This window comes from Streptomyces sp. NPDC044704 (assembly GCF_056433525.1).
In genome coordinates this window covers 138010-162064 of sequence record NZ_JBWKGY010000010.1, presented here as the reverse complement: position 1 = coordinate 162064, position 24055 = coordinate 138010, and the positions used below count along the sequence as shown (strand labels likewise).

Genomic DNA, 24055 nt, shown 5'->3' with positions numbered 1-24055 from the left:
CTGCCCGCCGCCTCCCCCGCCGTGTCCGCCGAAGCCCACCCCGCCGAAGCCGACTCCGACCCCCACGCCGACCCCGACCCCGCCTCCCCCGAAGCCGACGCCGACCCCACCGCCCCCGAAGCCGACCCCACCGCCGAAGCCCACCCCGAAGCCCCCTCCACCACCGGCCCCCGCACCGCCCAAGCCGGCCCCCAAGCCCGTGCCGAAGCCGCCGGCGCCGGCTCCGCCGCCCCGGGTGTACGCGGCACCCGCCCCGCCGCCGCCGAAGCCCGCACCGGAACCGACGCCGCCCCCGGCGGTGACCCCGTCGCCCGCCCCCAAGCCGGTGGCTCGGCCCAGCTACCACGCCCCGGCGCGCAAGCCCGCCGAGCGTCACATCTCACCGGTCACCTTCACCCTCATGACCGCGGCTCCCGCGGTGCTCGCGATCGTCGCGCTGCGCCCGCGCTAGCCGCCGCCGGGCGCCCCAGCGCGCCCGCCTTCCACCCCCTTGCTCACCGATTGGGAGTCATCTTGTCGGAATGGCTCGTCCTGTCCCTCGCGATGGCCGCGGCGTGCGCCGTGGTCCTTTCCATCGCCTTCTTCAACCACCGCAGGATCGGCGAGGACGACGATCCGAACGAAACCCCGGACGTCATCGAGTACATGACGATGATGATCGGAGTGATCTACGCCATCGTCCTCGGTCTGGCGATCGCGGGCGTCTGGGAAGGCAGAGGGGCCGCCCAGGAGTACGTCCGCCAGGAGGCCCAGGCCCTGCACGAGATCAGCGTCCGCTCCGAGGTCTACCCGGCCGAGGTCCGCAAGAAGATCCGCTCCGACGTCGACGCGTACGTGACGTACGTGGTGGACACGGAGTGGAAGGAGATGGCCGACAGCGGCAACCTCACCGACCGCGGCGACGAACTGCTGGAACGTATCCGCCGGGACGTGACGGACTACGAACCCCAGACCGACCACGAGGGACAGGCCTACCAGCCGCTGGTCGACCAGGCGGCCATGGTGGACGACGCCCGCAACTCACGCGGGCAGAGCGCCGGCGCCACGATGCCGGGGGTGGTGTGGTTCGGGCTGATCGCCGGGGCCCTGGTGACGGTGGGTCTGATCTTCACCCTGCAGATCCGCCGCTCGTTCCGCGAAATGCTGCTCGCCGGCCTGTTCAGCGCCCTGATCGCCTTCCTGCTGTTCCTGATCTGGGACTTCGACGCCCCCTTCGGCCGGGGCATCTCGGCGACCGCCGAGCCGTTCTTCGCACAGTTCCCGCACCTGGGCCTGGACGAATGAACCTGCGTGCCCCCGCCCGCGGAACCGGGCGGGGGCACGGGCCACGGCGGACCACGGCAAACCGGCGGCGGGCCCTCCGTCCCCGGTTCGGCCTACCGGAGTGCCCCATTCGCCCGTTCCTGATCGCGGGTCACCGTACCCGCACCTAGCGTGGCGGACATCGAGGTGCACGACCCCTCACGTGCGGAAACGCTGCGCGACTGCTCCTCGGGGATCCGGAGAACCAGCCATGGGTGCGATACGCAGCTCCGTCACCACCCTGTTCAGCGCCGGCGCCACGGGCGCGGTCCTCGCGCTCGGCGCCCTCGGCGCGCCCGCCGCCCTCGCGGCCGAGGCGGCGCCGATCACCTCGTTCGGCTTCACCATCACCCCGTCGACGGTCGCCCCGGGCGCGCAGACCGTGCTCTCCGTCACCGGCTGCGACGCCGCGTTCGCCACCGTCTCCTCCGGGATCTTCGACACCGTCAGCATCGCGCGCGGCCAGACCGCCCGGGTCACGGTGGACCGCGACGCCCGGCGCGGAGCCGTGTATTCCGTCGCGTTCACCTGCAACGGGGAGACCGGCTCGGCCGATGTGACGATCGCGGGCGCCACCAGCACGCCGACGATCAGCTCCACGGTCGGCTCGCGCACCGGTGCCTCCACCCCCGCCACGACGGCGGCCCCGCCCCGTACCGCGGCGGCGGCCTCGCCCCGTACGTCGACCACGGCCCGGCCCCGCACCCCGGCGGCCGCCGTCGCCCCGCGCACCACCACCGGAACCACCGCGCGCACCACCACGGGGGCGTCCCCGCGCGTCACGACGGGCACCGTCACGGGCAGCCTCACGGCCTCCCCGGGCGGCGCCAGCCTCGGCGTACGGGGCGGGCTCGGCGGCAGTGTCGCCGGGATGGACCCGCTGGAACTCGGCGCCGGCGCCGCGCTCTTCCTGACCGCCGCGGGCGGCACGGCGTACGCCCTGCGCCGTCGCCGCCCGGCCCGCGGCCACTGAGACGACCGGAGCGACCGGGACCGCCCACGGGCCCCGCCGCCCGTGCCCCCACCACGACGCCCGGCCGCGACCGGCCCGAGCGGACCTCGAACGGCCCATCGGCGCGAGGCGGCCCTGCCCCCGACAGCCGGTAGCCCCGGGTCCCTCTCCAGGGCCCGGGGCGACCGGCGGTACGTCAGGTCGGGCAGCCACGGCCGGCCCGTACGGCGGACGGGGTCAGGCCCGGCCCGCCGCGACCGGACGACGACGGCGCATGACGTGCACGCCCGCGCCGAGCGCCGCGGCGCCGACCAGACCCGCGCCGATGGCGGTTTCGGCGGCGGACGGGCCGAAGGACCCGCCGATGCCGCCCTGGGCGCCGTTGCCCGCGAGGATCGTGAAGCGGTGCGTGGCGACCAGGCTGTTGTCGTGGCACTTGACGGACAGCGTGTGGTGGCCCGGCGAGGCGTGGTTGAAGATCCGGACGGTGGCGAAGCCGATGGAGCCGGCCGAAAGGTTCGTCTGCGGAAAGTTGCCGTGCGACCAGACGGTGCCGCCGCGGCCGCAGCCCGCCGCGCTGACCTGCATCACGGAACCCTGGTGTACGGAGTACGGGTTGACCGTGACGTTGCTGGGCCCGTTGCCGCCGCCCTGCGGGGAGTTCGCGGTGGCGAACGTGGCACTGAGTCCGATCGCGGCGCAAGCCGCCGCGGTCACGGTGAGAGCGCGGAAAACACGCATGGTGGAACCTCCAGCGGAAAGCGCCCCGGGGCGGTGGCTCCGGGCAGATCGACGAGAACGCCTCCCATCACGAACCCTCGGGGTGGTCCGCAACCAGCGCATTTCCACCTTTGGGCCGCCCGGTTGAGCGACACGCCGAAGCGCGTGCGGGGAATCTGACGGATCCGCAGGTCACGAGGCGTCAGTCATTTATGTGACGATTACCTGGATGGGTGCACCCCTTACGGCCCCCTTCCGGTCGCGTGCCGGCCCCGCCACCCGTTCGCCCCTCCCCGATCGCCGTCTCGTGCGGTCGCCCTTAACGTGCGTGAAGTAGGGCGTACCGGGGTGGGAATGGAACGCGGGTCGGGACCCCCGCGTCGGGAAGGGAGAGCCATGACCGAGGACGAGAGTGAGCAGCGGCCGAGGAGACGTTCCCCCTGGGGCGTGCTCGCGCTGGTCATGCTCAGCGGCCTCGCCATGATGCGCAACGGAGCGAACGCCGAGGACGGCCCCCCGCAGCCCACCGCGGCGGCGGCGGTCGCCGTGCGCGCGGACCAGCTGCCGGCGAATCCGCCGACGCCGCCGTCGGACATGGAGGTGCTGGAACACTCGTCGGTCCAGCGCATCCGGATCCCGTCGATCAGCGTGGACGCGCCGGTGATGACGGTGGGGCTGGACGCCCAGGGCTGGATCGACGCACCGCCGCCACAGGACCGGAACCTCGCCGGCTGGTACCTGAACGGCATCTCGCCGGGCCAGCAGGGATCGGCGGTGATCGTGGGCCACGTGGACAACGCGCAGGGCCCGGCCGTGTTCTACGGCCTCGGGTCGACGAAGCCGGGCAGCCGGATCGAGGTGGAGCGCTACGACGGACGCACGGCGGTGTTCGAGGTGTACGGCGTGGAGGTGTTCTCCAAGGACGCCTTTCCCGGCGCCCGGGTGTACGGGGACACCGGACACCCGGAGCTGCGGGTGATCACCTGTGGCGGTGGCTACTCGAAGGACAAGGGGTACGACGGCAACGTGGTCGTCTTCGCCCGGATGGTGGCGGCCCGGTGAAGCCGGACTGCTGAAGCCGGACTGCTGAGGCAGGGCCGCCGCGCCGGACCGCTCGCACCGGGCCGTTCGTACCGGACCGCTCGCACCGGGCCGGCCGTCCGGCCGAAGCCGCTCGCGCGGGGGCCCGCCGACGGAGCTCATCCCTCGGCGGGCCCGCCGACGGAGATCCCGCCCGCCGAGGGCCGGCGTCTCAGCGGGGCGGCAGCACGGGAAGGGTCATCCGGTAGCCGCGCGCCAGGAGTTGGGGCAGGTAGGTGGCGAGTGCCTGGACGCTCTGCGTGCGGTCGCCGCCGGCGTCGTGGTTCAGCACGATCACGCCCGGCCCGGCTCCCGCCTCGACCCGGGAGACGATGGCGGTGGTCCCGGGCTCCTTCCAGTCGAGGGTGTCGAGGGTCCAGGCGAGCGGCTCCATGCCCAGATCGGCGCCGATCTCGAAGGCGGCCCGGTTCCAGGCCCCGTAGGGGGCCCGGAACCACAGGGGCGCCTCCCCCACGGTCTGCTGGACGACCTCGCTGGTGCGGCCGATCTCGGAGAGCAGTGCGGGCCGGCTGAGCTGGGGGATGAGCGGGTGCGTCCAGGTGTGGTTGCCGATGACGTGCCCTTCGGTGACCATCCGGCGCAGCAGGTCACGGTTGTCGGTGGCCATCTCCCCGCAGACGAAGAACGTCGCCCGGACCTGGTACCGGGCGAGGGTGTCGAGGATGGCGGGGGTGTAGCGGGGGTCGGGGCCGTCGTCGAAGGTGAGCGCCATGGCGCTGGCGTGGGCCGCGTCGTCGGGCAGCGCGAGGAGGGGCCGGGCGCGTACGGCGGGTTTCGTGACGGGCGGCCGCGCGGGCGCCTCGGCGGTCATCGGCCGGAGCCGGTAGGACTTTTCGGGCGGTCCGGCGGGGAGCAGTCCGGGGGCTCCGGCGGGCGGGCCCCCCGCCGGGGCGGGTCCGGCGGCGCCCTGGGGCGGGGTGTGTGACTCGCCCGCGGTGACCAGTCCGGACGCGGCGGCGATTCCGAGGAAGACGGCGGTACGCAGGAGCATGCGTCGCCCTACTGTCGGCTCGTCATTTTTCATTATTACTACGTATCAACGACATCCCCGCGGATGTCGAGAGGCGCGGAGGCTCCCCCGCTCGCTCACCCGTTCAGCCGCGTCGCACCAGGGGGAACGGCAGCGTCTCGCGGATCGTCAGGCCCGTGAGGAACATGACCAGGCGGTCGACGCCGATGCCGAGTCCGCCGGTCGGCGGCATGGCGTATTCCAGGGCGTCGAGGAAGTCGTTGTCGAGTTCCATCGCCTCCGGGTCGCCGCCCGCCGCGAGGAGCGACTGCGCGGTGAGGCGGCGGCGCTGCTCGACGGGATCGGTCAGTTCCGAGTAGGCGGTGCCCAGTTCGGTTCCGAAGGCCACCAGGTCCCAGCGCTCGGCGAGCCTCGGGTCCTTGCGGTGCTGCCGGGTGAGCGGGGAGACGTCGGTCGGGAAGTCCTTGTAGAAGGTGGGCAGCTTGGTCCGCTCTTCCACGAGCCGCTCGTACATCTCCAGGACGACGTCGCCGCGGGTGTCCTCGGGGGCGTGCGGGACGGCGGCCCGGTCGCAGAGCCGGCGCAGTACGTGTTCCTCGGTGTCGGCGTCGACCTCCTCGCCGAGGGCCTCGCTGATCGCCCCGTACATGGTCTTGACCGGCCAGGTGCCGGAGATGTCGTGGACGACGAGCTTGCCGTCCGGCCCGGCCTTGTGGGCGATCGGCGAGCCGAAGGCGGCCGTCGCCGCGCCCTGGATGAGGTCGCGGGTGAGGTCGAGCATGACGTCGTAGTCGGCGAAGGCCTGGTAGGCCTCCAGCATCGTGAACTCGGGGTTGTGCTTGTAGGAGACGCCCTCGTTGCGGAAGGTGCGGCCCATTTCGAAGACCTTCTCCATGCCGCCGACGCACAGCCGCTTGAGGTACAGCTCGGGGGCGATGCGCAGGTACAGGTCGAGGTCGTAGGCGTTGATGTGGGTGCGGAAGGGCCGGGCGTTCGCGCCGCCGTGGATCTGCTGGAGCATCGGGGTCTCGACCTCCAGGTAGCCGCGGTCCAGCAGCCCCTGGCGCAGGGCCTGCACCGCGCTGGAGCGGGCCCGTACGACGTCCCGCGCCTCGGGGCTCGCCACCAGGTCGAGGTAGCGGCGCCGGACGCGGGCCTCCGGGTCGGCGAGGCCCTTGCGCTTGTCGGGGAGGGGGCGCAGGCACTTGCCGGTGAGCTGCCAGTCGTCGACGACCACCGACAGCGCGCCGGACCTGCTGGTGCCGACCTCGCCGCTCGCCACCACGTGGTCGCCGAAGTCCACCTGGGAGGTGAAGGATCCGAGTACTGCGGGTCCGGCCTCGTCCCGGGTGAGCATCAGCTGGGCGTCGCCGGTCCAGTCGCGCAGGACGGCGAAGACGACGCCGCCGAGGTCGCGCACGACCATCACCCGGCCGGCGAGGGTGACCCGTTCGCCGGTGCGGGCGCCCGGCGGGTAGCCGGGGTGGGCGGCCTTCAGCTCGGCGACGGTGTGGGTGCGCCGGCGGATCCCGACCGGGTAGGGGTCGGTGCCGCCGGCGCGGATCCGCTCCATCTTGGCGTGGCGGACCCGGACCTGGTCGGGCAGCCGCTCGGCCCTCGCCCGTTCGCCGTCCTCCCCGACCAGGTCCAGGCCCAGGGAGTCGATGGACGGCAGGCCCGCGGTGGTGGCGGGGTTGGTGAGGCCCTTGGGGTGGCCGTTGCCCCAGAGGGTGCGCAGGCTCGGTACGGAGACGAACCCCTCGGCGATGCCGGAGGCGAGGCTGACCCGGGCGAGGGAGCCGGCGTCCTGGTAGCAGAGGAACCGCGGGTACCACTCGGGCCCGTACTTGACGTTGGAGCGGTACAGGGCCTCCAGCTGCCACCAGCGGGAGAAGAACAGCAGGAGTTTGCGCCACAGCTTGAGGACCGGCCCGGCGCCGATCCGGCCGCCCTCCTCGAAGGCGGAGCGGAACACGGCGAAGTTCAGGGAGATCCGGCGTACGCCGAGGCCGGGGGCGGCCGCGCACAGCTGCGCGACCATGAACTCCATGACCCCGTTCGGGGCGGAGCGGTCGCGGCGCATCAGGTCGAGGGAGATGCCGTCCTTGCCCCAGGGGACGAAGGACAGCAGCGCGATCAGTTCGCCCTGCGCGTCGAGGGCCTCCACGAGCAGGCAGTCCCCGTCCTCGCGGTCCCCGAGCCGGTCGAGGGCCATGGAGAAGCCGCGTTCCGTCTCGGTGTCGCGCCACCGGTCGGCCCGGTCGACGATCATCTGCATCTCGTCCTCGGACAGCGCGGAGTGGCGGCGGATGACGGTGGTGGCCCCCGTCCGCTTGACCCGGTTCACGGCCTGCCGGGTGACGCGCATGTCCCGGCCGTCGAGGTCGAAGTGGGCGACGTGGAGGATCGCCTCGTCCCCGAGCTGGAGGGCGCTGAGTCCCGAGCGGGCGTACGCGGTCGCGCCGTCCTCGGAGGCGCCCATGACGGCCGGCTGCCATCCGTAGCGGCGGGCCACCGCCAGCCACGCGTCGATGGCGGGGGTCCAGGCGGCGGGGTCGCCGACCGGGTCGCCGCTGGCCAGGCAGACGCCGGCCTCCACCCGGTACGTCACCGCCGCCTTGCCGTTCGGGGCGAAGACCACGGCCTTGTCGCGTCGGGTCGCGAAGTATCCGAGGGAGTCGGCCCGGCCGTACGCGCCGAGGAGCGCGCGGAGCCGGGGCTCCTCGTCCCCGTGGAGGGCGGCGGTCATCCGCTGGGAACGGAACAGGGTCATGGCCGCGTTCAGCAGGGCGAGGGCGCCGAACAGGCCGAGGAGGAAGTACAGCGGGCGGGGCGGGTGCCCGTCGAACTGCCGGGCGGAGAAGAGCCCGCCGAACACCTGCTTCGCCGCCCAGTCCAGCCACTGCCCCTTGGGCAGGCTCCCGGGGAACAGCGCCACCAGGCCCCAGCCGAGGAGGACCGCGGCGAGCAGCCCCAGGCCGAGGACCAGCATGGCCCGCCAGACGGCGCCGGGCCGGGAGGCGGCGTAGAACTCGCCGCGGGCCGCGATCAGGACGATCATGGCCGCCACCGCGAGGGCCATCGAGGGACCGCCGACCCAGTAGTCCCCGTCGGCGATGATCAGTACGTCGACCAGGATCAGCAGGGCCAGATAGGTGACGACGATCCACCAGGCGATCTTCTTGCGGGTGCCGAGGGCGGCGGCGAGCAGGAAGAGGAAGACGGCGTACGCGAGGTTCTCGCTGACCGGCACCACGAACTGGTCCAGGAAGCGGACGACGGGCCGCAGCAGCCGCCGCAGCGTGGGAGAGAGCGCCAGCAGGGCGCACAGCAGCCCGAGCGTTCCGAAGAACGCGCCGAAGGCGTCGGGAACCCGGTTGAGGAACCGGTTGCCGGTCCCTCGGGTCCCGCGGGTCTCCTCCACGGTGGCAGTCATGGTTCGCACTGTAGGGAGGGCCGCGCGGGTCCGCGCGGCGAGCCCGATAGCCTCGGGAGGGTGACAGAGCACGTGAACACGGGATTCGAGCGCGGCACCGACGGCCCGAAGGTCATCCTCGCCGGAGTTGACGGCTCCGATTCCTCCCTGCGGGCGGCCGCGTACGCCGCCGGCCTCGCCCGCCGCCAGAACGCACTCCTCGCCCTGGTCTACGTCCAGCCGGTGATGCCGTCCGGTGCCTCACTGGGCGCACCCGTCGCCGACACCACCGGGGAGATCGCGGAGGGCATCGTCGCGGAGATCCGCGAGTCCGCCGAGCGCCTCAAGGGCATCTTCGACGTCCGCTGGCAGTTCCACACCTTCCGCGGGGACCCGTACGCCGGGCTCGTGAGCGCCGCCGGGGAGCTGAAGGCGGACGCGGTGATCGTCGGCGCCTCGGAACAGGCCGGCCACCGGATCATCGGCTCGGTCGCCATCCGCCTGGTCAAGGCCGGGCGGTGGCCGGTGACGGTGGTGCCGTAGCCCCTGGCTCAGCGGGAGGCCTTCAGCCCGTCCTTGGCGGCGCCGCGGCTGAGGACGGCGTCGGTCACGGCCTCCTGGGCGTCCTCGTAGTCACCGCGGCCGGGATCCTCGGCGAGGGCGGCCGGGAGGTTGACCACCCGGCCCGCGCCGAGGTCCATCATCTGCGGGACGAACTCGGCCTTCGTCACCTGCCAGCGCTGCCCCGGCGCGGCCGGCGGGGCGAAGGTGAAGCGGCCGATCGAGCCGTAGTTGCCGCGCAGGTCGCGGGCGCCGGAGTGGTTGAACATCTCGCCGGCCACCTGGTCGCCCATGCCGTAGACGACCCAGGTGCCGTTCACCTTCTCGTAGGCCTGCGGGATGTGCGCGTGCGTGCCCAGGATCATGTCGATGTCCGGCCTGCCGTCGCTCTGCGAGGCGGTCAGCGCCTTGCCCAGCGACAGCTGGGTCTCGTCGGGGTCGGTCTCCCACTCCGTGCCCCAGTGCAGGCTGACCAGCACCACGTCCGCGCCCGCCTTGCGGGCCGCCCGGGCGTCCGCGACGATCCGGTCCTGCTGCATCAGGTTGACCGCCCACGGCTGGCCGTCCGGCAGCGGGTAGCCGTTCGTGTCGTAGGTGTACGCGAGGTGCGCGACCTTGGCGGAACCCGCCGTGTACACGGTCGGCTTGGCCGCCTCGGCGGCCGTCCGCGCGGAGCCGGCGTGGCCCAGGCCCGCCTTGTCGAACCGGTCGAGGGTGCGCCGGATGCCGTCCGCGCCGTCGTCGAGGGTGTGGTTGGAGGCCGTGGAGCAGCCGTCGTACCCTGCGGCCTTCAGGCCGTCGGCGACCTCGGGCGGGGAGACGAAGGCCGGGTAGCCGCTGAAGGGTCCGCCGTCCTCCCCGTAGATGGTCTCCATGTGGCAGAGCGCGAGATCGGCCGCCGAGACGACCGGTTCGACCCCCGAGAACATGGGCCGGAAGTCCCAGCCGTCGCCCCCGGCGTCCGCCGCCGCACGCTTGATGACGGAGGTGTGCGGCAGTACGTCGCCGCTGGCCACCAGGGTGAAGCCCTTCGCGGCCGCGCCGGGGGCGGCGGTGCCGCTCGGGCCGGGGGTACCGGACGACGGGCCGGCGGCGGCGCTGGAACCGAGCCGGGCCGGGGCGGGGCCGCCGGGGGTGGAGCAGCCGGCGGCGGCCGCCGGCAGCAGGAGGGCGGACAGCAGCGCGAGTGCCCGTCGGGTGCGTGTGCTCATCAGCCCTGGCTCCCTTTTGTATGACTATCGGATCATCTGATCCGCAATCCATAGGAGAAGACGGCGGAAGTCAAGGAACGGTGCCGTCCGCCCGCGTCGCCTCACCCCGACGGCCCCCGTCCGTTCGCCGCGCCGTTCGACCGTTCGTCGTCGGGCGCGGCCGCCCACCGGATGACCCGGGTGCTTGGGCGCAACGGCCGCGCCGGACGGTTCCCGGAGGGCTCCCCGCAGGTCAGGGTGAGTGGGCCGGACCGCCCCAGCGGAACCCGAGACCCCGGCGGACCCCCGGAAGGAGCCACTCGTGCCGCTCTCCCCCACCCTCCAGCACACGGAACCCGAGGCTCTCGCCGAACTCCAGCGCGACCACGGGCGGGCCCTGTTCGGATTCCTGCTCGGCCTCACGGCGGGGGACGCCCAGCGCGCGGAGGACCTCGTACAGGAGACCCTCGTACGGGTCTGGCAGCATCCGGAAGTACTGGCCAGCGCCCACGAGTCCATGCGGCCCTGGCTGTTCACGGTCGCCCGGCGGCTCGCGATCGACGCCCGCCGGGCGCGGCTGGCCCGCCCGCAGGAGGTCGACCCGGACGGCCTGGAGCAGGCTCCCGCGCCCGTCGACGCGGTCGCCGGCTCGGTCACCGCGATCGACATCCGGCGAGCGGTGGGCAGCCTGGGACCGGAACACCGGGACGTACTGGTGCAGGTCTACTTCGAGGACCGCTCGGTGGCCGAAGCGGCGGCGGAGCTCGGCATTCCGGCCGGAACGGTCAAATCCCGTACGTATTACGCCCTTCGCGCCCTCCGGAAGGGCCTCCAGGGATACGGACTCGGCGCCTGATCACCGGGGGCAGCCCCTCGCCGTCCTGGACCGGCACCGGAGAAACACTCAAGGATCGCCCGCCATGCGCACGAACCGGACAAGGACCGCATCGATTGGGGCATCAGTCCGTTCAAGTTGAGTAAACATCCCCCGCTCCACGAGTCGTGCGGTGAAGGCTCAGGGGTGACGGCGGGAAGCTCGACGCGCGGGAGAGGTGGAACGGTGCAGCCCGAGGGTTCGAACGGCACCAGTGACGGCGGACTGGCAGTGCCCATGGCGTGGCTCTACGCCGAGTACATCGCCGACGAGCTGCTGCGCACGGGCCGGCTGATCCCGGTCAGCACACTGGAGTTCCGCGCCGGGCGCGACACGCTCGCGCTGACGATCTACCTCTCGGACGCGGCCGGTGAGCTCTCCGGGATCCGGGTCGTCTCGCAGCTCGACGAGTGGCTGTCCCTGACGGCGTACGGGCACCCCTGGCGCGACTGGGTGCACACCCGCTTCCTCGCGCTGGGCGAGGAGGCCCGCGAACGCGGCGACGCGGAGGACCCCGACCTCGAACTGGCGCGGGCGGCGTGGCGCTGGCTGGACCACACCGAGCTGTTCGCCACCAATCTCGACCCGGGCCGCCACGGCCACGCCGACACCCCGCCGGGGTTGGACGAGAACGCCCGCGTGTGGACACCGGCCTGGCAGCTCGGGCTTCCGCTGGGGCATCTGGCGATGCACCTGTTCTAGGGGTGGGGGCTGAGGGCTGGAGGCTGGGGGTTGGGGGCCGGGGTGGGGACCGGCCGTGCCGGCCGTGCTACGGGGTGTCGGACGGGTCCGTGACCAGGCCCGTGAAGTCGGCCTCGTTGCGCTCGGCCCGGGTCACGTACCAGCGGGCGATCACCCACATCACCGGGTACGCCGCCAGGCCCAGCCCGACCCAGACGATCGGCCCCGCAGCCGACCGCGGCAGCAGGAACGCCAGCGGCAGCAGGGCCAGCAGCAGCGCGAGCACCGCCAGCGCACCCATTCCGGCCCGCAGCTGGCTGCGCATCAGGGCCCGTACGTAAGTGGTGCCGAGCGTGGTCTGCTCGGAGATCTCCGAGCAGGCCGGGGCGTGCGCGGGCGGCCTGCGGCGGGTCCCCCGGGGCACGCCGGTGACGACCTCGCGCCGGGGCGGCGGCTGCTGCTGCTCCTGCTCGGCGGCCATGGGGCCGGAGTCTACGCAGGGCCCCCGCTACTTGAGGAGGCGGGAGAGCCTGCGGTCCGCGAGGGGCTTGCCGCCGGTCTGGCAGGTCGGGCAGTACTGGAGCGAGGAGTCCGCGAACGACACCGACCGGACCGTGTCCCCGCACACCGGGCAGGGCTCGCCCGTCCGGCCGTGGACCCGCATCCCGCTCTTCTTCTCCGCCTTCAGCCGTCCGGCCGCCACCCCGTGGGCGCGCTCGACGGCCGTGCGCAGGGTGTCCTGGACGGCGTCGTAGAGGTGCGTGACCTGGTCCTCGTCGAAGGAGGCCGCCAGTTTGAAGGGCGAGACGCGGGCCTGGTGCAGGATTTCGTCACTGTAGGCATTGCCGATCCCCGCGATGACGCCCTGATCGCGCAGCACGCCCTTGATCTGCCGGCGCTCCCCCGCGAGCAGCGCGGCGAAGGCGTCCCGGTCGAAGTCCGCGGCGAGTGGGTCGGGGCCGAGGCGGGCGATGCCCGGCACCTCCTGGGGGTCGCGCACGACGTACACCGCGAGGCGCTTCTGGGTGCCGGCTTCCGTGAGGTCGAAGCCGGCGCCGTCGTCCAGTGCGACGCGCAGCGCGAGCGGGCCCTTCCCGGGGCGCGGCGGCTGCGCCGGCAGGGTGTCCTGCCAGCGCAGCCATCCGGCCCGGGCCAGGTGGGTGACGAGGTGGAGGTCGCCGATCCGCAGGGCGAGGAACTTGCCGTGGCGGGCGGTGGGGCCGGCCGGCTGGCCTTCCAGGGCGGTCAGCGGCGGGTCGTAGGTCTTGAGCACGCTGACGGCGAGCGGGAGGACGCGTTCGACCACCCGCCCGGCGAGGTGTTCGTCGAGGAACCCCCGCAGGGCCTCGACCTCCGGCAGCTCGGGCATCCTCCCAGCGTGCCGCCGCCCCGGGCGGAACGCGAGCGGAGACCGGGCGGGAGCGGTGCCCTGGCCCGGCTGTGGGGGGCCGTTGCCCTGGCCGGGCTGCGGGTGGGGCCGGGGTCGGGGTCGGGGACGGGGTGGGGGGTCGTCCGGGGCGGGCATGATTTATGGCGCCTTGTCCGGAGTGTTTTGCCGGGCGGGGCAGGGCGCCAACAAATCACGTTTTAGCCCCGGACGACCCCCCACCCCGTCCCCGACCCCGGCCGGGTGTGCGTCCCCGGCCGGGTGGGCGTCCCCGGCCGGGTGGGCGTCCCTCGGCCGGTCAGGTCAGGTCAGGTCAGGTCAGGTCAGGTCAGGTCATGACGAACTCGCACCATACGCACTTGCCGCTGCCTCGCGATTCCACGCCCCAGACGTCCGCGAGGCGGTCCACGAGCATCAGGCCGCGGCCCGACACTCCCGAGTCGCCCGCCTCGCGGCGGCGCGGGAGGGCGCTGGAGCGGTCCTCCACCTCCACGCGCAGCCGCCGTTCCGGGCCGGCCAGGACGCGCAGGGTCACGATCGCCGGGCCGTCCGTGTGCATCAGGGCGTTCACGATGAGTTCGTCCGCGACGAGTTCGATCTCGTCGGCCCGGCTCCGCGCACCCCATGCCCGTACGGCCGCGCCGATCATGTGCCGGGCGGCGACGAGGGCTTCGGGGTCGCCGGGGGCCACGTGCTGCTGGAGCCGGCCGCCGCCCTGCGGGGTGTCCTCGCCCTGGCGGCGCAGCAGGAGCAGGGCCATGTCGTCGTCGCCGCCCCGTTCGTCGACGACCTCGCACAGCCGGTCGGCGAGCAGCTGGAGGTCGGCCGGCCCGTTGCGGACCAGCGCGGTCAGGAACTGGATGCCGTCGTCGAGATCGGCGCCGGGCTGTTCCACCAGCCCGTCCGTGCACAGCAGGAGCGTTTCTCCCGGGTCCAGTTCCACGGTGGTCACCGGATATTCGAGGCGCCCGAACTCGGCCGACAGGCCCAGCGGCATGCCGCCCTCCACCGGCAGCCGCCGGCAGTCCCCGTCGCGGGTCCGCAGCAGCGGGTCGAGGTGGCCGGCGCGCACCAGCTGGAGGACCCCGGTGGAGAGGTCGGCCTCCACGTAGGTGCAGGTCGCGAAGCGGTCGGTGTCGAGCTCGTGCAGGAAGACCGAGGCCCGTGCCATGACGGTGCCCGGCGAGTGCCCCTCGGCGGCGTACGCGCGCAGGACGATCCTGAGCTGGCCCATCACGGCGGCCGCGTGCGTGTCGTGGCCCTGGACGTCGCCGATGACGGCGCCCACCCGGCCGCCCGGCAGCGGGATGACGTCGTACCAGTCCCCGCCGATGTCCTGGCCCATCCGGGCGGAGCGGTAGCGGACCGCGATCCGGGCGCCGGGGACGGTAGGGATCCGCCGGGGCAGCATCGCCTGCTGGAGTCCCTCGGCGAGGTCGTGTTCCTGTTCCAGCAGCATGGCCCTCTGGAGGCTCTGCGCGATGCTGCTGCCGAGGGCGACCAGCAGGTTCCGTTCGTCCTGGGTGAAGCCGTCCTTGTCCTGGTAGAGGAGTCCGATGGCGCCGATCGGGCGGGCCTGGGCGATCAGCGGGAGGTACGCGGCGGCGGAGATCCGCATGGGGGAGATCTTCGCCCAGAGGCCCGGGTAGCCGTTCGCGAACTCCTCCGCCGAGTCGAGGAAGCGCGGCTGGAGCGAGCGGACGACCTCGCTCATCGGGTACGGCTCGTCGATGCGGGTGTAGCGCGTGCCGGGGACGAAACTTCCCTGGGGCCCTTCGGCCACCAGGTGGATGCGGCCGGCCTCGACGAGGCCCATGACCATGCCCATCGAGCCGAGGCGTTCCAGGCCGTGGGCGTCTCCGAGGGCGTCGATGACGTCCTTGACGGTCCGGGCGTGGGCGAGGGCCGCCGTGGTGCTCTCGACCACGGAGGTCTGGCGGCGCCGCTCGTCGTCGAGGCCGAGGCGTTCGGCGGAATGGCTGAGTTCCTCGGTGGCGTCGCGGACGATGCCGATGATCCGGTGCGGGCGTCCGTCCGGGTCCCGCATGACGCGGCCCTGGGTGTGGGTCCAGCGGAGCGTGCCGTCGCGGCAGCGGATGCGGTAGTAGGCGCCGTAGCTGTCGACGCCGCTCTTGAGGGCGCTGGAGACGAGCGCGTCCAGCCGGGTGGCCTCGGCCGGCGGGACGCGCGGGGACAGGGACTCGGGCCGCCCGTCGTAGGCGTCGGCGGTCGTGTCGAAGACGTCGAGGGCGGCTGAGTCCAGGTGCATGAGCCCGGTGACCAGGTCCCAGTCGAAACTGCCCATCCTGTTCAGTGACAGCGACCGGTCCGCGTGTGCGGGCCAGTCGTCCGGCAGCGATGTGGTGCTCGGCACCGGTCCACCATGACACAGCGGCGGGTCAGGCGCTCTCCAGGTACCCGGTCTCCTCGGAGGGCTCGGTCAGCAGGTCGGGGGACGTGTTCGGGCCCTCGGGCAGGTACGGGTCGAGCAGGTCCTCCAGCCAGGGGGCGTCCTCCGGGTCCTGGGGCAGGGCGGGGTCGTTCGGGGCCTGCGGGGGCAGGTCGGACGGTACGTCGGCGGGTGCGTCGGAACGCGGGTTGGGCGCGGGGTCCGCGGGCCGGCCGGAGGGCGGCGTCTGCGGTGCCTGCGGGTTCGCGGGCTGCTGCGGGGGCCTGCCCGGCAGGGCGTCCGCGCCCGGCGGGCACGGCGCGGGGGTGCCGGCGCCCGGCACCGCGGACTGGGGGCCGGCCAGAGGCAGCCCGGACGAGGCCCCGGGATCGGCGGGAACCCCGCCGGGGACGCCGGAGGACCCGTCGGCCGGCAGCTCGGTGTGGGGGCCGGGCGAGCCGGGGAGGTCGGCCGCGCCGGGGGCGGCGGGTGCGCCGGGTGCGCCGGGTGCGCCGGGTACGCCGGGAACATCGGCGGGCACGTCCAGGGGCAGGTCCAGGGGCACGTCGAGGGCGGTGTCCAGGGGCAGGTCGAGGGCGGTGTCCAGCGGTGCGTCCGGCGACAGGTCCAGGGGGACGTCGGCGGTCGGGTCGGTCGGGAATTCGCCGGTCAGGTCGGTCGGGACGTCCAGCGGGACACCGGTGGCGGGGTCGAGCGGTGCGTCGGCCCCCGGGTCGGCCGGCACCTCGCCGGGAACGCCCCCGGTCACGTCGGACGGCGGTCCCGCCGGCGGGGCCGACGGGGAGACCGGCGGGCTGGTCCGGTCGAGGCTGTGGGGGTCCGCCGCGGTGCAGGGGTCGGAGGCCGAGGTTCCGGGCGGGGTGGCGGGGCCGTCGGGGATCCCGTCGGACGGGTCGTACGCCGGCAGCACCCTCGGGGTCTTGTCCTGGGCGCCGTCGTCCCCGGTCCTGCGCTCGATCCAGGTGTTGTCGGCGACGTTGACGATGACCAGGTTGTCCAGGGCGCGGGGGGTCGGTTCGATGACGATGACCTGGTTGGCCTGGTAGCCCGGCCACGGATCGCCCTTGGTGACCGGGCTGCCGCTCGCGGCGCGCGGCGCGACGAGCGGGTTTCCGCAGCCGCAGCGGACCCGGGGCATGCCGTGGGCGTCGACGAGGACGGCCGTCCCGGCCTGGAGGACGGCCTGGAAGTCCTCGGGGCGCCCGTCGCGGTATCCGTGGCTGGTGACCCGGGTGTCGGCGCGCAGGACGACCGGGGTGAGGCCGCGCAGGAACTCGGGGAGCTTGGCCTGTTCGACTCCGGAGACCTGCGCGAAGGCGCGGGCCTTGGCCTCGTCGCCGGCGAGGAACCCGACCTGCCGTTCCACGTCGCAGCTGCCGAACCGCTGCGTCCCCCCGTAGAGGCCGGGGGTGGCCGCGTTGACCGTGCGGATGCCGCGGCCGCTCGGGTTCGGCAGCGGGGGCTGCACGGGGGCGGACTCGCGGGTGGCGAAGGAGGCGGTGAAGGGGGTGGAGCCGGCGGCGCCCACGGGCTGGAGCAGGACCTCCTTGCTCTCGGCCGGCGGGCCCTTCGTCTCTTCGGGGGCGGAGCCCGTGCAGCCCGCGGCGAGCAGGCCGACGAGGGCGAAGAGGGCCGTGCAGGTCGGTACGTGACGGCGCGAAGCCTGACGGGATGTCATCGGTACGGGCACGTCATTCACGTCTTTCACGCTGATCTCCCTGTTCGCCCCGGGTTGTCACCTCTTGTCTGCCGCATCTTCGGGAGCGCCGCAAGTGGAGCGCCGACGACCCGTCACACCAGCGCCTTGAACATGTTCAACAATCCGCGTAGGGTCACGCCCGTGAGTTGAACACGTTCAAAGGAGTGGGTCGTGACGGTACTCGTCAACCTGATCGTCACCCTGGGGATGTTCTACGTCGTCCCCGTGGGCCTGCGTCTGATCGACCCGACGGGGCTGCGCGGCGCGGCCCGGCTGTGGCCGCTCGCCGCCCTGCCCGGCGCGTTGTGCCTGTGGCTGCCGCGCGGCGCCACCGCCACGGCGCTCGCGGCACTCTACGCCCTCGCCGCACTGGCCCTGGCGGCCCGGGCTCCGGCCCGGCTGCTGCGGACCCGCTCGCTCGCCCCCGCCGAGGTGGCCGTACTGACGGCGCTCGTCTCGCCGTCGGTCGCCGGGACCGCGCTGTTCGCCGAGCGGGCCGGGTACCGCCTCTTCGGCTTCGACCTCGACATCCTGGCCCTGACCGTCCCGCACTTCCACTACGCGGGATTCACGGCCGCGCTGATCGCCGGGCTGGTCTGCCGGGCGTCCGACGGGCAGCCGTGGGCGCGCTGGGCGGCGTACAGCGTCCCCGCCGGAACGCTGTTCGTGCTCCTCGGATACTTCGTGTCCGACTGGGCCGAACTGCTGGGGGCGGTGGTGCTGACGGCCGGGATGTGGGCCGTGGCGCTCGTGACCTGGCGCGAGGTCAGGACCGCCGCGCGCGACCGGGTCACGGGCGCACTGCTCGCGGTGTCGGCGGCGGTGCTGGTGGCCACGATGCTGCTCGCCCTGTGGTGGGCGGTCGGGGAGGCCACCGGGATCGCGCACCCCACTTTGACCTGGATGGCCGCGACCCACGGCCTCGGCAACGCACTGGGCTTCGCCCTGTGCTCGCTGCTCGCCTGGCGGCGCCTGGGCACGGTCCGTACCGACCGCGCCCTCGTCACGGCCCGCTCGTGACCGCGACCGCGACACCGACCTCAACCTCGACCTCGACCCACCGAACGGAGACCGTCATGACCCGCCTCACCGGCACCGGCCGGGACACCCTCAACTACCCCGACCGCGGCGCGACCCGCCGGCGGCCGCTGCCCGCCGGGTACCACCACCTGCACCACCGCACCCCCATCGGGCATGGTCGTGAGGTGTTCGAGGCGGCCGGCGCCGCGGTCACGGAGTTCCGGATGCACCGGGCGACCGGGGCGAGCGTCCGGGCGGACGGGCCCGCCGTGCCCGGGGCGCGGGTGGAGGTCGGGCTCGGCGTCGGCCGGCTGCGGATCACCGTTCCGTGCGAGGTGATCTGGGTCCCGGACGCCCCGGACCGGGCCGGATTCGCCTACGGCACCCGGGCCGGGCATCCCGAGAGCGGCGAGGAGTCGTTCCTGGTGGAGCTCGCCGAGGACGGCACCGTGTGGTTCGAGGTCACCGCCTTCAGCCGGCCCGCCGCCTGGTACACCCGCCTCGGCGGGCCGCTCGTCCCCGTACTCCAGCTCGGGTACGCCCGGCTGCTGGGCCGCCACCTGCGCAGGCTGGCCGCCGCCGCCTGATACTGGAGGGGATGGACTGGTTCACCGCCCCCGGATACTGGCTGGCCCGGCTGGTCTTCCAGCGGGCCCTGGCCGGCGTCTACCTCTTCGCCTTCCTCGGGGCCGCCCTTCAGTTCCGGGCCCTGATCGGGTCCCACGGCATGCTGCCCGTCCCGCGCTACGTACGGTACGTGCCCTTCCGGCGCGCCCCGAGCCTGTTCCACATCCGCTACTCCGACCGGCTCTTCGCGGGCTGCGCCTGGGCCGGCGTGGCGCTCGCGGCGGCCCTGGCCGCGGGCGCGGGGGACGTGGTCCCGCTGGGCGCGGCCATGGCCGCGTGGGCCGTGCTGTGGCTGCTGTACCTGTCGATCGTGAACGTGGGGCAGACCTGGTACTCCTTCGGCTGGGAGTCGCTTCTGCTGGAGGTGGGCTTCCTCGCGGTCTTCCTGGGCAACGCCCGGGCCGGGCCGCCGGCGCCGGTGCTGTGGCTGCTGTGGTGGGTGCTGTTCCGGGTGGAGTTCGGCGCCGGGCTGATCAAGATGCGCGGCGACTCCTGCTGGCGTGAGCTCACCTGCCTCTACCACCACCACGAGACGCAGCCGATGCCCGGGCCGCTGAGCTGGTTCTTCCACCACTTGCCGAAGCCGTTGCACCGGGTGGAGTGCGCCGCGAACCACGTGACCCAACTCGTGGTCCCGTTCCTGTTGTTCGCTCCGCAGCCGGTGGCCTCGTACGCCGCCGCCGTGATGGTGGCGACCCAGCTGTGGCTGGTGCTGTCCGGCAATTTCGCCTGGCTGAACTGGCTGACGATCACGCTGGCCCTGTCGGCCGTCGACTTCACCCGGATCGCGGGCGCCCCGCCCGCCGCCGCCTCGCGCGGGGGGCCGCTCTGGTACGTGGTCCTGGTCTGCGCCGTGACCGTGCTGGTGCTGGTCCTCAGCCGGCACCCGGTCGCCAACATGATCTCCCGCGGTCAGGTGATGAACCGTTCCTATGACGGACTGCACCTGGTGAACACGTACGGGGCCTTCGGCACGGTCGGCCGGGTCCGCATGGAGGTGGTGGTGGAGGGCACCGCCGACCGGCTGCCCCACGAGGAGGGCGTCTGGCGGGAGTACGGCTTCAAGGGCAAGCCGGGTGAACTGCGGCGGGTTCCGCGCCAGTTCGCCCCCTACCACTTGCGCCTCGACTGGCTCATGTGGTTCGCGGCGCTCTCCCCCGGATACGCGCGGGACTGGTTCGGGCCGTTCGCGGAGCGGCTGCTGGCGGGCGACCGGGACACGTTGCGGCTGCTGCGCCACAACCCCTTCCCGGACGCCCCGCCGCGTTTCGTACGGGCCCGGCTCTACCGGTACCGGTTCACCACCCGGCGGGAGCTCCGCGAGACGGGTGCGTGGTGGCACCGCACGCTGGTGCGCGAGTACATGCCGCCGACCCGGCTCGCGGACGCGGGCGCCTCAGAGCCCGAGTAGCGCCGCCTCCTTCTCGGCGGAGATGCCCTTCTTCGGGCGGTCGGGCCGCTGCGGGGCTTCGCCGCCCAGGGTCCGCAGCCAGGCCCAGGTGTCGGCGGCCGTCTCCTCGAAGGGGCGGCACGTCAGGCCCGCTTCCAGCGCCTTGGTGACGTCGGCGCCGAACATGTGGTCGTGCAGCTCGCCTTCGGGAAGCCAGATCGGCAGTTCCGTCCAGGGTTCGATGCCGGCCTTCTCGATCACCGCGTCCTCGGTCCAGCGCGGCTCGACCACCCCGCCGGTGGCGGCGGCGCAGGCCTCGATGAGGCCGCCCATGGTGGTGTGGCCGGCGGGGGAGACGAGGTCGTAGGCGCCGCCGCGGCCCGCCGCGGCCGAGTCGAGGGTCCAGCGGGCGAGGTCGCGCACGTCGATGTACTGCAACGGCAGGCCGGGGCGGCCGGGGGCGAGGAGGGGGCCGCCGCGGGCCACGCGGTTCAGCCACCAGGGCAGCCGGCCGACGTTCTCGTACGGGCCGACGATCAGACCCGCCCGTACCAGCAGCGCGCGCTCCCCGAAGGCGGCTTCGGCGGCCAGTTCGCCGCCGCGCTTGTCCTCGGCGTAGGCGACGGCGTCCGCGTCGGGCGAACCCTCGACGACCGGGGCGCCCTCGCCGAGACCGGCGGGAGAGGGGTAGGCGTACACCGAGCGGCTGGAGACGTACGTGTACTGCCCGGCGCGGCCGGCCAGCAGGCGGGCGCTGTCGCGCACGACGGTGGGAGCGCCGCCCCAGGTGTCGACGACGAGGTCCCACTCCCCCTCGGCGAGGGCGGCCAGGCCCTCGGGGGCCGTACGGTCCCCGTGCCGTACGGAGGTTCGGGGCGGGGCCGCGTGGTGGCCCCGGTGGAAGACGGTGACGTCCCAGCCACGGTCAAGGGCGTCGTCAACGATCGCGCGCCCGACGAATTCGGTACCACCCAGCATCAGCAGCTTCATGGACCGAGACTGCCCGCCGGGCGGCGGCCGGGGAAGCGGTGATCGCCGACAGCGATCACGCCGACGGCGGACGCGGAACGGGAACTCCTCCGCGCGCGCCGGACCCCCGTCGCCCGTGGGCGCGGGGGCCGGACCGGACCGGCATCCGGGTCGGGGATGCCGGGGGACGCGGTCTAGTCGATGCCGGGCAGGATGTGGGGTTCGGCCAGGTCGTCCTCGTAGCCCGCCAGGCGGATCGGGGCGGAACGCGCCCACACCTCGAGGCTTCCCAGCTCGTCGGACTTCGCGTGCGCCCCCCATCCCGTTCGCTCCACGGTCTGGTCGGGGTTCTTCGTTTCAGTCACCGCGCACTCCCTCGTGTCGCGTAACCCGGCGGACTCTGACGCGCGCCGGAGATAGGGAAATATAAGAGTTTCCGGACGCGGTGGCGCCTTGGTGGAGCGGGGCCCGGGTGGGGGCTCCTTGCGGATCAGGGTACACATATGAGCGCGACCCCGCTCGATGGAAGGGTAAAATCCACGCTGGACCGCATGTTTTCGCCCCGAGTTCAGTAAGTCGTACGCCCGTGTGCCGGGCAAGCTGATCTGCTCGACGGCGCGGCGCGTGCGCGCGGACGACGGAGGGAGCGGTGGTGGCGGGGTCGGAAGTACCGGAGATCGGCAGTGTCGACGAGCTGATGGAGCTGCTGGACGCGCACCGGGGCCGCGATCACGGGCTCAGGACGGCGGCGCTGCTGCGGCGCTCGTACCCGTCCGACAAGGAACTCCAGGTGGCCGGACTGCTGCACGGCCTGCCCGGGGAGGTGCGTCCGCTCCTGGGGGCCCGCGTGGCGGGCATCGCCCGGCTGCCCACGGCCCCGGACGCGGAAACCCTGCGCCAGGCCTCCGAGACGGCGGCGGCCGCGGGCCTGGACGCGGGGGTGATGGAGGACTGGCGCCCGGTCCTCGAACTGCTCGCCGCCCGCGCGCGCGGGCGGGGCTGACCGAGGACCGGGGCCGCGGGGCCTCAGGGGCCTTCCGGGCCTCGGCGGCCTTCGGGGGCTACCAGTTGGCGGGGGCGTAGTCCTTGAGGAATACGCCGAACAGGTCCTCGCCGGCCTCGCCGCGGACGATCGGGTCGTAGACGCGGGCGGCGCCGTCGACCAGGTCCAGGGGGGCGTGGAAGCCCTCCTCCGCGAGGCGGATCTTGTCCGGGTGCGGGCGCTCGTCCGTGATCCAGCCGGTGTCGACGGCCGTCATCAAGATCTGGTCCTTCTGGAACATCTCCTGCGCGCTGGTGCGCGTCAGCATGTTCAGCGCGGCCTTCGCCATGTTGGTGTGCGGGTGGCCGGCGCCCTTGTAGCCGCGGCTGAACACGCCTTCCATGGCGGAGACGTTGACCACGTAGCGGCGTCCGGCCTCGGCCGCGGCCATCGCCGGGCGGAGCTTGCTGATGAGGATGAACGGCGCGGTGGAGTTGCACAGCTGGACTTCGAGGAGCTCGACCGGGTCGACCTCGGACACCGTCTGGATCCAGCTGTTGGTGTCGTGCAGGTCCGGGACGAGGCCGCCCGCGTCGATGGCGGTGCCCGCGGCGATCCGCTCCAGGGAGGCGGAGCCGGAGACCAGCGCGAGCTCGGTGACGTCCTGGGCGGTGAGCTTCTCGCCCTTGCCGGCGGGCAGCGCCGCGACGCGGTCGACCGTGCCGCTGCCGAACGTGCCGATGACCTGGGCGGCGGGCAGCTCGCCGGCCGGGAGCGGGGCGCCTTCGGCGGCGACCAGCTCGCTGTAGGCGCCCGGGGAGCGGCGTACGGTCTGGGCCGCGTTGTTGATCAGGATGTCGAGCGGGCCCTCGGCGGCGACCGAGTCGGCGAGCGCGACGACCTGGGCCGGGTCGCGCAGGTCGATGCCGACGATCTTCAGGCGGTGCAGCCATTCGGAGCTGTCGGGCATCGCCTTGAACCGGCGGATCGCGTCGTTGGGGAAACGCGTGGTGATGGTGGTGTGCGCGCCGTCGCGCAGCAGCCGCAGCGCGATGTACATGCCGATCTTGGCGCGGCCGCCCGTGAGCAGGGCGCGGCGGCCGGTCAGGTCGGTGCGGGCGTCACGGCGGGCGTGGTTGAAGGCGGCGCAGTCCTGGCAGAGCTGGTGGTAGAACGCGTCGACCTCGACGTAGCGGGTCTTGCAGATGTAGCAGGAGCGGGGGCGCTGGAGTATTCCGGCGATCGGGCCCTTGGCGGCGGCGGTCAGGGCGTTGCCCTGGGTCTCGTCGTCGATGCGCTCGGCGGAACCGGTCGCGGTCGCCTCGGTGACGGCCTTGTCGTTGGCGGTCTTGGCGGCGCGGCGCTCCTGGCGGCGGCGCTGCTTGACCGTCCGGTAGAGGCCCGCGGTGGCACGGCGTACGGTGATGGCGTCCGGGTGGTCGACGTCGAGCTTGTCCAGCTCGTCGATCACGCTCAGGCAGAGGGCAAGCCGCTCGGGGTCGATGCCCGGCCCGTATGCGTGGTTGTCTTCGGTCACCGTCATGGCCGCTGCCGTTCCTTCTTCGTTCGTTCGCGTCCGCGCCCTGCGGAAGTCCCCAAAACCGCCACTGTACGGAGCCGACGCGCCGGGGACCAAACCCGTCCCCGTCCGCCTCACGCACCGCGAGTGGTCTGTGACGGTATGGAGGGGATCGTGACGCTCCGTACGCCGCCGGAGCCGGCCCGGAGCGGGGTGGCGACGTACTCGCTCGCGCCCTCGCGGAGCCTCGTCGTACTCCTCCTGGTGTATGCCAGGAGGATGACTC

The 24055-nt window shown here is 73.4% G+C and carries 22 protein-coding genes; 11 read left to right on the top strand and 11 right to left on the bottom strand.

From position 1 onward, the window contains the following. Window positions 1-235 precede the first annotated feature (235 nt). The 3 genes from AC07B0_RS24285 to AC07B0_RS24275 all read left to right on the top strand — a co-directional run bounded on the left by AC07B0_RS24285 (window position 236) and on the right by AC07B0_RS24275 (window position 2275). A complete protein-coding gene (locus tag AC07B0_RS24285; protein ID WP_356882942.1) occupies window positions 236-451 on the top strand; it encodes a hypothetical protein in 216 nt (71 codons plus the stop codon). A 62-nt stretch (window positions 452-513) separates the two neighbouring features. Beyond that, a complete protein-coding gene (locus tag AC07B0_RS24280) occupies window positions 514-1284 on the top strand; it encodes a bestrophin-like domain (protein WP_356882944.1) in 771 nt (256 codons plus the stop codon). 229 nt (window positions 1285-1513) lie between these two features. Then, complete coding sequence (locus AC07B0_RS24275) at window positions 1514-2275, top strand: hypothetical protein (RefSeq protein ID WP_478898914.1); 762 nt, start codon at window positions 1514-1516, stop codon at window positions 2273-2275. A gap of 216 nt (window positions 2276-2491) precedes the next feature. On the opposite strand, the gene AC07B0_RS24270 is transcribed toward AC07B0_RS24275, so the two are convergent. Next, window positions 2492-2995: a hypothetical protein gene (locus AC07B0_RS24270; RefSeq protein WP_356882453.1), complete on the bottom strand. Its 504-nt coding sequence runs from the start codon at window positions 2993-2995 to the stop codon at window positions 2492-2494. A 375-nt stretch (window positions 2996-3370) separates the two neighbouring features. On the opposite strand from AC07B0_RS24270, the gene AC07B0_RS24265 reads away from it, so the two are divergent. Further along, window positions 3371-4036 (top strand): class F sortase, encoded by a 666-nt coding sequence (locus AC07B0_RS24265; protein ID WP_356882451.1) that lies wholly within the window; start codon window positions 3371-3373, stop codon window positions 4034-4036. A gap of 190 nt (window positions 4037-4226) precedes the next feature. On the opposite strand, the gene AC07B0_RS24260 is transcribed toward AC07B0_RS24265, so the two are convergent. Continuing rightward, window positions 4227-5099, bottom strand: coding sequence for a polysaccharide deacetylase family protein (locus AC07B0_RS24260; RefSeq protein ID WP_467297034.1), 873 nt, complete (start codon window positions 5097-5099; stop codon window positions 4227-4229). Window positions 5100-5169: 70 nt separating this feature from the next. Next, a complete protein-coding gene (lysX, locus tag AC07B0_RS24255; RefSeq protein WP_478898913.1) occupies window positions 5170-8481 on the bottom strand; it encodes a bifunctional lysylphosphatidylglycerol synthetase/lysine--tRNA ligase LysX in 3312 nt (1103 codons plus the stop codon). Window positions 8482-8541: 60 nt separating this feature from the next. On the opposite strand from lysX, the gene AC07B0_RS24250 reads away from it, so the two are divergent. After that, complete coding sequence (locus tag AC07B0_RS24250; protein ID WP_356882445.1) at window positions 8542-9003, top strand: universal stress protein; 462 nt, start codon at window positions 8542-8544, stop codon at window positions 9001-9003. Window positions 9004-9011: 8 nt separating this feature from the next. Here the strand turns inward: AC07B0_RS24250 and AC07B0_RS24245 are convergent, their stop codons facing one another. After that, window positions 9012-10232: a CapA family protein gene (locus tag AC07B0_RS24245; RefSeq protein WP_469382297.1), complete on the bottom strand. Its 1221-nt coding sequence runs from the start codon at window positions 10230-10232 to the stop codon at window positions 9012-9014. Window positions 10233-10533: 301 nt separating this feature from the next. Between AC07B0_RS24245 and AC07B0_RS24240 the strand changes: the two genes are divergently transcribed. Continuing rightward, the gene (locus AC07B0_RS24240; protein ID WP_356882441.1) at window positions 10534-11067 is read left to right on the top strand and encodes a sigma-70 family RNA polymerase sigma factor; all 534 of its coding nucleotides are present in this window, start codon (window positions 10534-10536) and stop codon (window positions 11065-11067) included. 255 nt (window positions 11068-11322) lie between these two features. Continuing rightward, complete coding sequence (locus tag AC07B0_RS24235) at window positions 11323-11787, top strand: hypothetical protein (protein WP_356882460.1); 465 nt, start codon at window positions 11323-11325, stop codon at window positions 11785-11787. 67 nt (window positions 11788-11854) lie between these two features. On the opposite strand, the gene AC07B0_RS24230 is transcribed toward AC07B0_RS24235, so the two are convergent. The 4 genes from AC07B0_RS24230 to AC07B0_RS24215 form a co-directional block, all read right to left on the bottom strand. Beyond that, window positions 11855-12247, bottom strand: coding sequence for a hypothetical protein (locus AC07B0_RS24230; protein ID WP_356882439.1), 393 nt, complete (start codon window positions 12245-12247; stop codon window positions 11855-11857). Window positions 12248-12274: 27 nt separating this feature from the next. Continuing rightward, the gene (locus AC07B0_RS24225; RefSeq protein ID WP_469382298.1) at window positions 12275-13135 is read right to left on the bottom strand and encodes an Fpg/Nei family DNA glycosylase; all 861 of its coding nucleotides are present in this window, start codon (window positions 13133-13135) and stop codon (window positions 12275-12277) included. A gap of 346 nt (window positions 13136-13481) precedes the next feature. Beyond that, window positions 13482-15545 carry a SpoIIE family protein phosphatase gene (locus AC07B0_RS24220; protein WP_356882458.1) on the bottom strand — a complete coding sequence of 688 codons (2064 nt, stop codon included), beginning with the start codon at window positions 15543-15545 and terminating at the stop codon, window positions 13482-13484. A 7-nt stretch (window positions 15546-15552) separates the two neighbouring features. After that, window positions 15553-17271, bottom strand: a complete 1719-nt coding sequence (locus AC07B0_RS24215) for a DUF6777 domain-containing protein (protein WP_478898912.1) — start codon at window positions 17269-17271, stop codon at window positions 15553-15555. Window positions 17272-17433: 162 nt separating this feature from the next. Between AC07B0_RS24215 and AC07B0_RS24210 the strand changes: the two genes are divergently transcribed. Genes AC07B0_RS24210 through AC07B0_RS24200 form a run of 3 tightly spaced genes read left to right on the top strand, consistent with a single transcriptional unit; the run spans window position 17434 to window position 20320 of the window. Next, window positions 17434-18282, top strand: coding sequence for a YndJ family protein (locus AC07B0_RS24210; protein ID WP_478898911.1), 849 nt, complete (start codon window positions 17434-17436; stop codon window positions 18280-18282). 56 nt (window positions 18283-18338) lie between these two features. Beyond that, window positions 18339-18869, top strand: coding sequence for a DUF1990 family protein (locus AC07B0_RS24205; protein ID WP_469382301.1), 531 nt, complete (start codon window positions 18339-18341; stop codon window positions 18867-18869). Between the two features lie 11 nt (window positions 18870-18880). Continuing rightward, window positions 18881-20320, top strand: coding sequence for a lipase maturation factor family protein (locus tag AC07B0_RS24200; protein ID WP_478898910.1), 1440 nt, complete (start codon window positions 18881-18883; stop codon window positions 20318-20320). Here AC07B0_RS24200 and AC07B0_RS24195 read toward each other — a convergent pair. Further along, window positions 20306-21289, bottom strand: coding sequence for an NAD-dependent epimerase/dehydratase family protein (locus AC07B0_RS24195; protein WP_478898909.1), 984 nt, complete (start codon window positions 21287-21289; stop codon window positions 20306-20308). The genes AC07B0_RS24200 and AC07B0_RS24195 overlap by 15 nt on opposite strands. A gap of 173 nt (window positions 21290-21462) precedes the next feature. After that, window positions 21463-21633, bottom strand: a complete 171-nt coding sequence (locus AC07B0_RS24190; protein WP_356882462.1) for a hypothetical protein — start codon at window positions 21631-21633, stop codon at window positions 21463-21465. A gap of 332 nt (window positions 21634-21965) precedes the next feature. On the opposite strand from AC07B0_RS24190, the gene AC07B0_RS24185 reads away from it, so the two are divergent. Beyond that, a complete protein-coding gene (locus tag AC07B0_RS24185) occupies window positions 21966-22271 on the top strand; it encodes a hypothetical protein (protein ID WP_356882456.1) in 306 nt (101 codons plus the stop codon). 58 nt (window positions 22272-22329) lie between these two features. On the opposite strand, the gene AC07B0_RS24180 is transcribed toward AC07B0_RS24185, so the two are convergent. Next, window positions 22330-23793 (bottom strand): SDR family NAD(P)-dependent oxidoreductase, encoded by a 1464-nt coding sequence (locus tag AC07B0_RS24180; RefSeq protein ID WP_356882425.1) that lies wholly within the window; start codon window positions 23791-23793, stop codon window positions 22330-22332. Window positions 23794-24055 lie beyond the last annotated feature (262 nt).

Bases quoted from the DNA above. Each gene is read 5' to 3' on its own strand.
- AC07B0_RS24275 (WP_478898914.1), top strand. From the start codon at position 1,514: ATGGGTGCGATACGCAGCTCCGTCACCACCCTGTTCAGCGCCGGCGCC.
- AC07B0_RS24270 (WP_356882453.1), bottom strand. From the start codon at position 2,995: ATGCGTGTTTTCCGCGCTCTCACCGTGACCGCGGCGGCTTGCGCCGCG.
- AC07B0_RS24265 (WP_356882451.1), top strand. From the start codon at position 3,371: ATGACCGAGGACGAGAGTGAGCAGCGGCCGAGGAGACGTTCCCCCTGG.
- AC07B0_RS24260 (WP_467297034.1), bottom strand. From the start codon at position 5,099: ATGAAAAATGACGAGCCGACAGTAGGGCGACGCATGCTCCTGCGTACC.
- lysX (WP_478898913.1), bottom strand. From the start codon at position 8,481: ATGACTGCCACCGTGGAGGAGACCCGCGGGACCCGAGGGACCGGCAAC.
- AC07B0_RS24245 (WP_469382297.1), bottom strand. From the start codon at position 10,232: ATGAGCACACGCACCCGACGGGCACTCGCGCTGCTGTCCGCCCTCCTG.
- AC07B0_RS24235 (WP_356882460.1), top strand. From the start codon at position 11,323: ATGGCGTGGCTCTACGCCGAGTACATCGCCGACGAGCTGCTGCGCACG.
- AC07B0_RS24230 (WP_356882439.1), bottom strand. From the start codon at position 12,247: ATGGCCGCCGAGCAGGAGCAGCAGCAGCCGCCGCCCCGGCGCGAGGTC.
- AC07B0_RS24225 (WP_469382298.1), bottom strand. From the start codon at position 13,135: ATGCCCGAGCTGCCGGAGGTCGAGGCCCTGCGGGGGTTCCTCGACGAA.
- AC07B0_RS24205 (WP_469382301.1), top strand. From the start codon at position 18,339: ATGACCCGCCTCACCGGCACCGGCCGGGACACCCTCAACTACCCCGAC.
- AC07B0_RS24200 (WP_478898910.1), top strand. From the start codon at position 18,881: ATGGACTGGTTCACCGCCCCCGGATACTGGCTGGCCCGGCTGGTCTTC.
- AC07B0_RS24195 (WP_478898909.1), bottom strand. From the start codon at position 21,289: ATGAAGCTGCTGATGCTGGGTGGTACCGAATTCGTCGGGCGCGCGATC.
- AC07B0_RS24185 (WP_356882456.1), top strand. From the start codon at position 21,966: ATGGAGCTGCTGGACGCGCACCGGGGCCGCGATCACGGGCTCAGGACG.
- AC07B0_RS24180 (WP_356882425.1), bottom strand. From the start codon at position 23,793: ATGACGGTGACCGAAGACAACCACGCATACGGGCCGGGCATCGACCCC.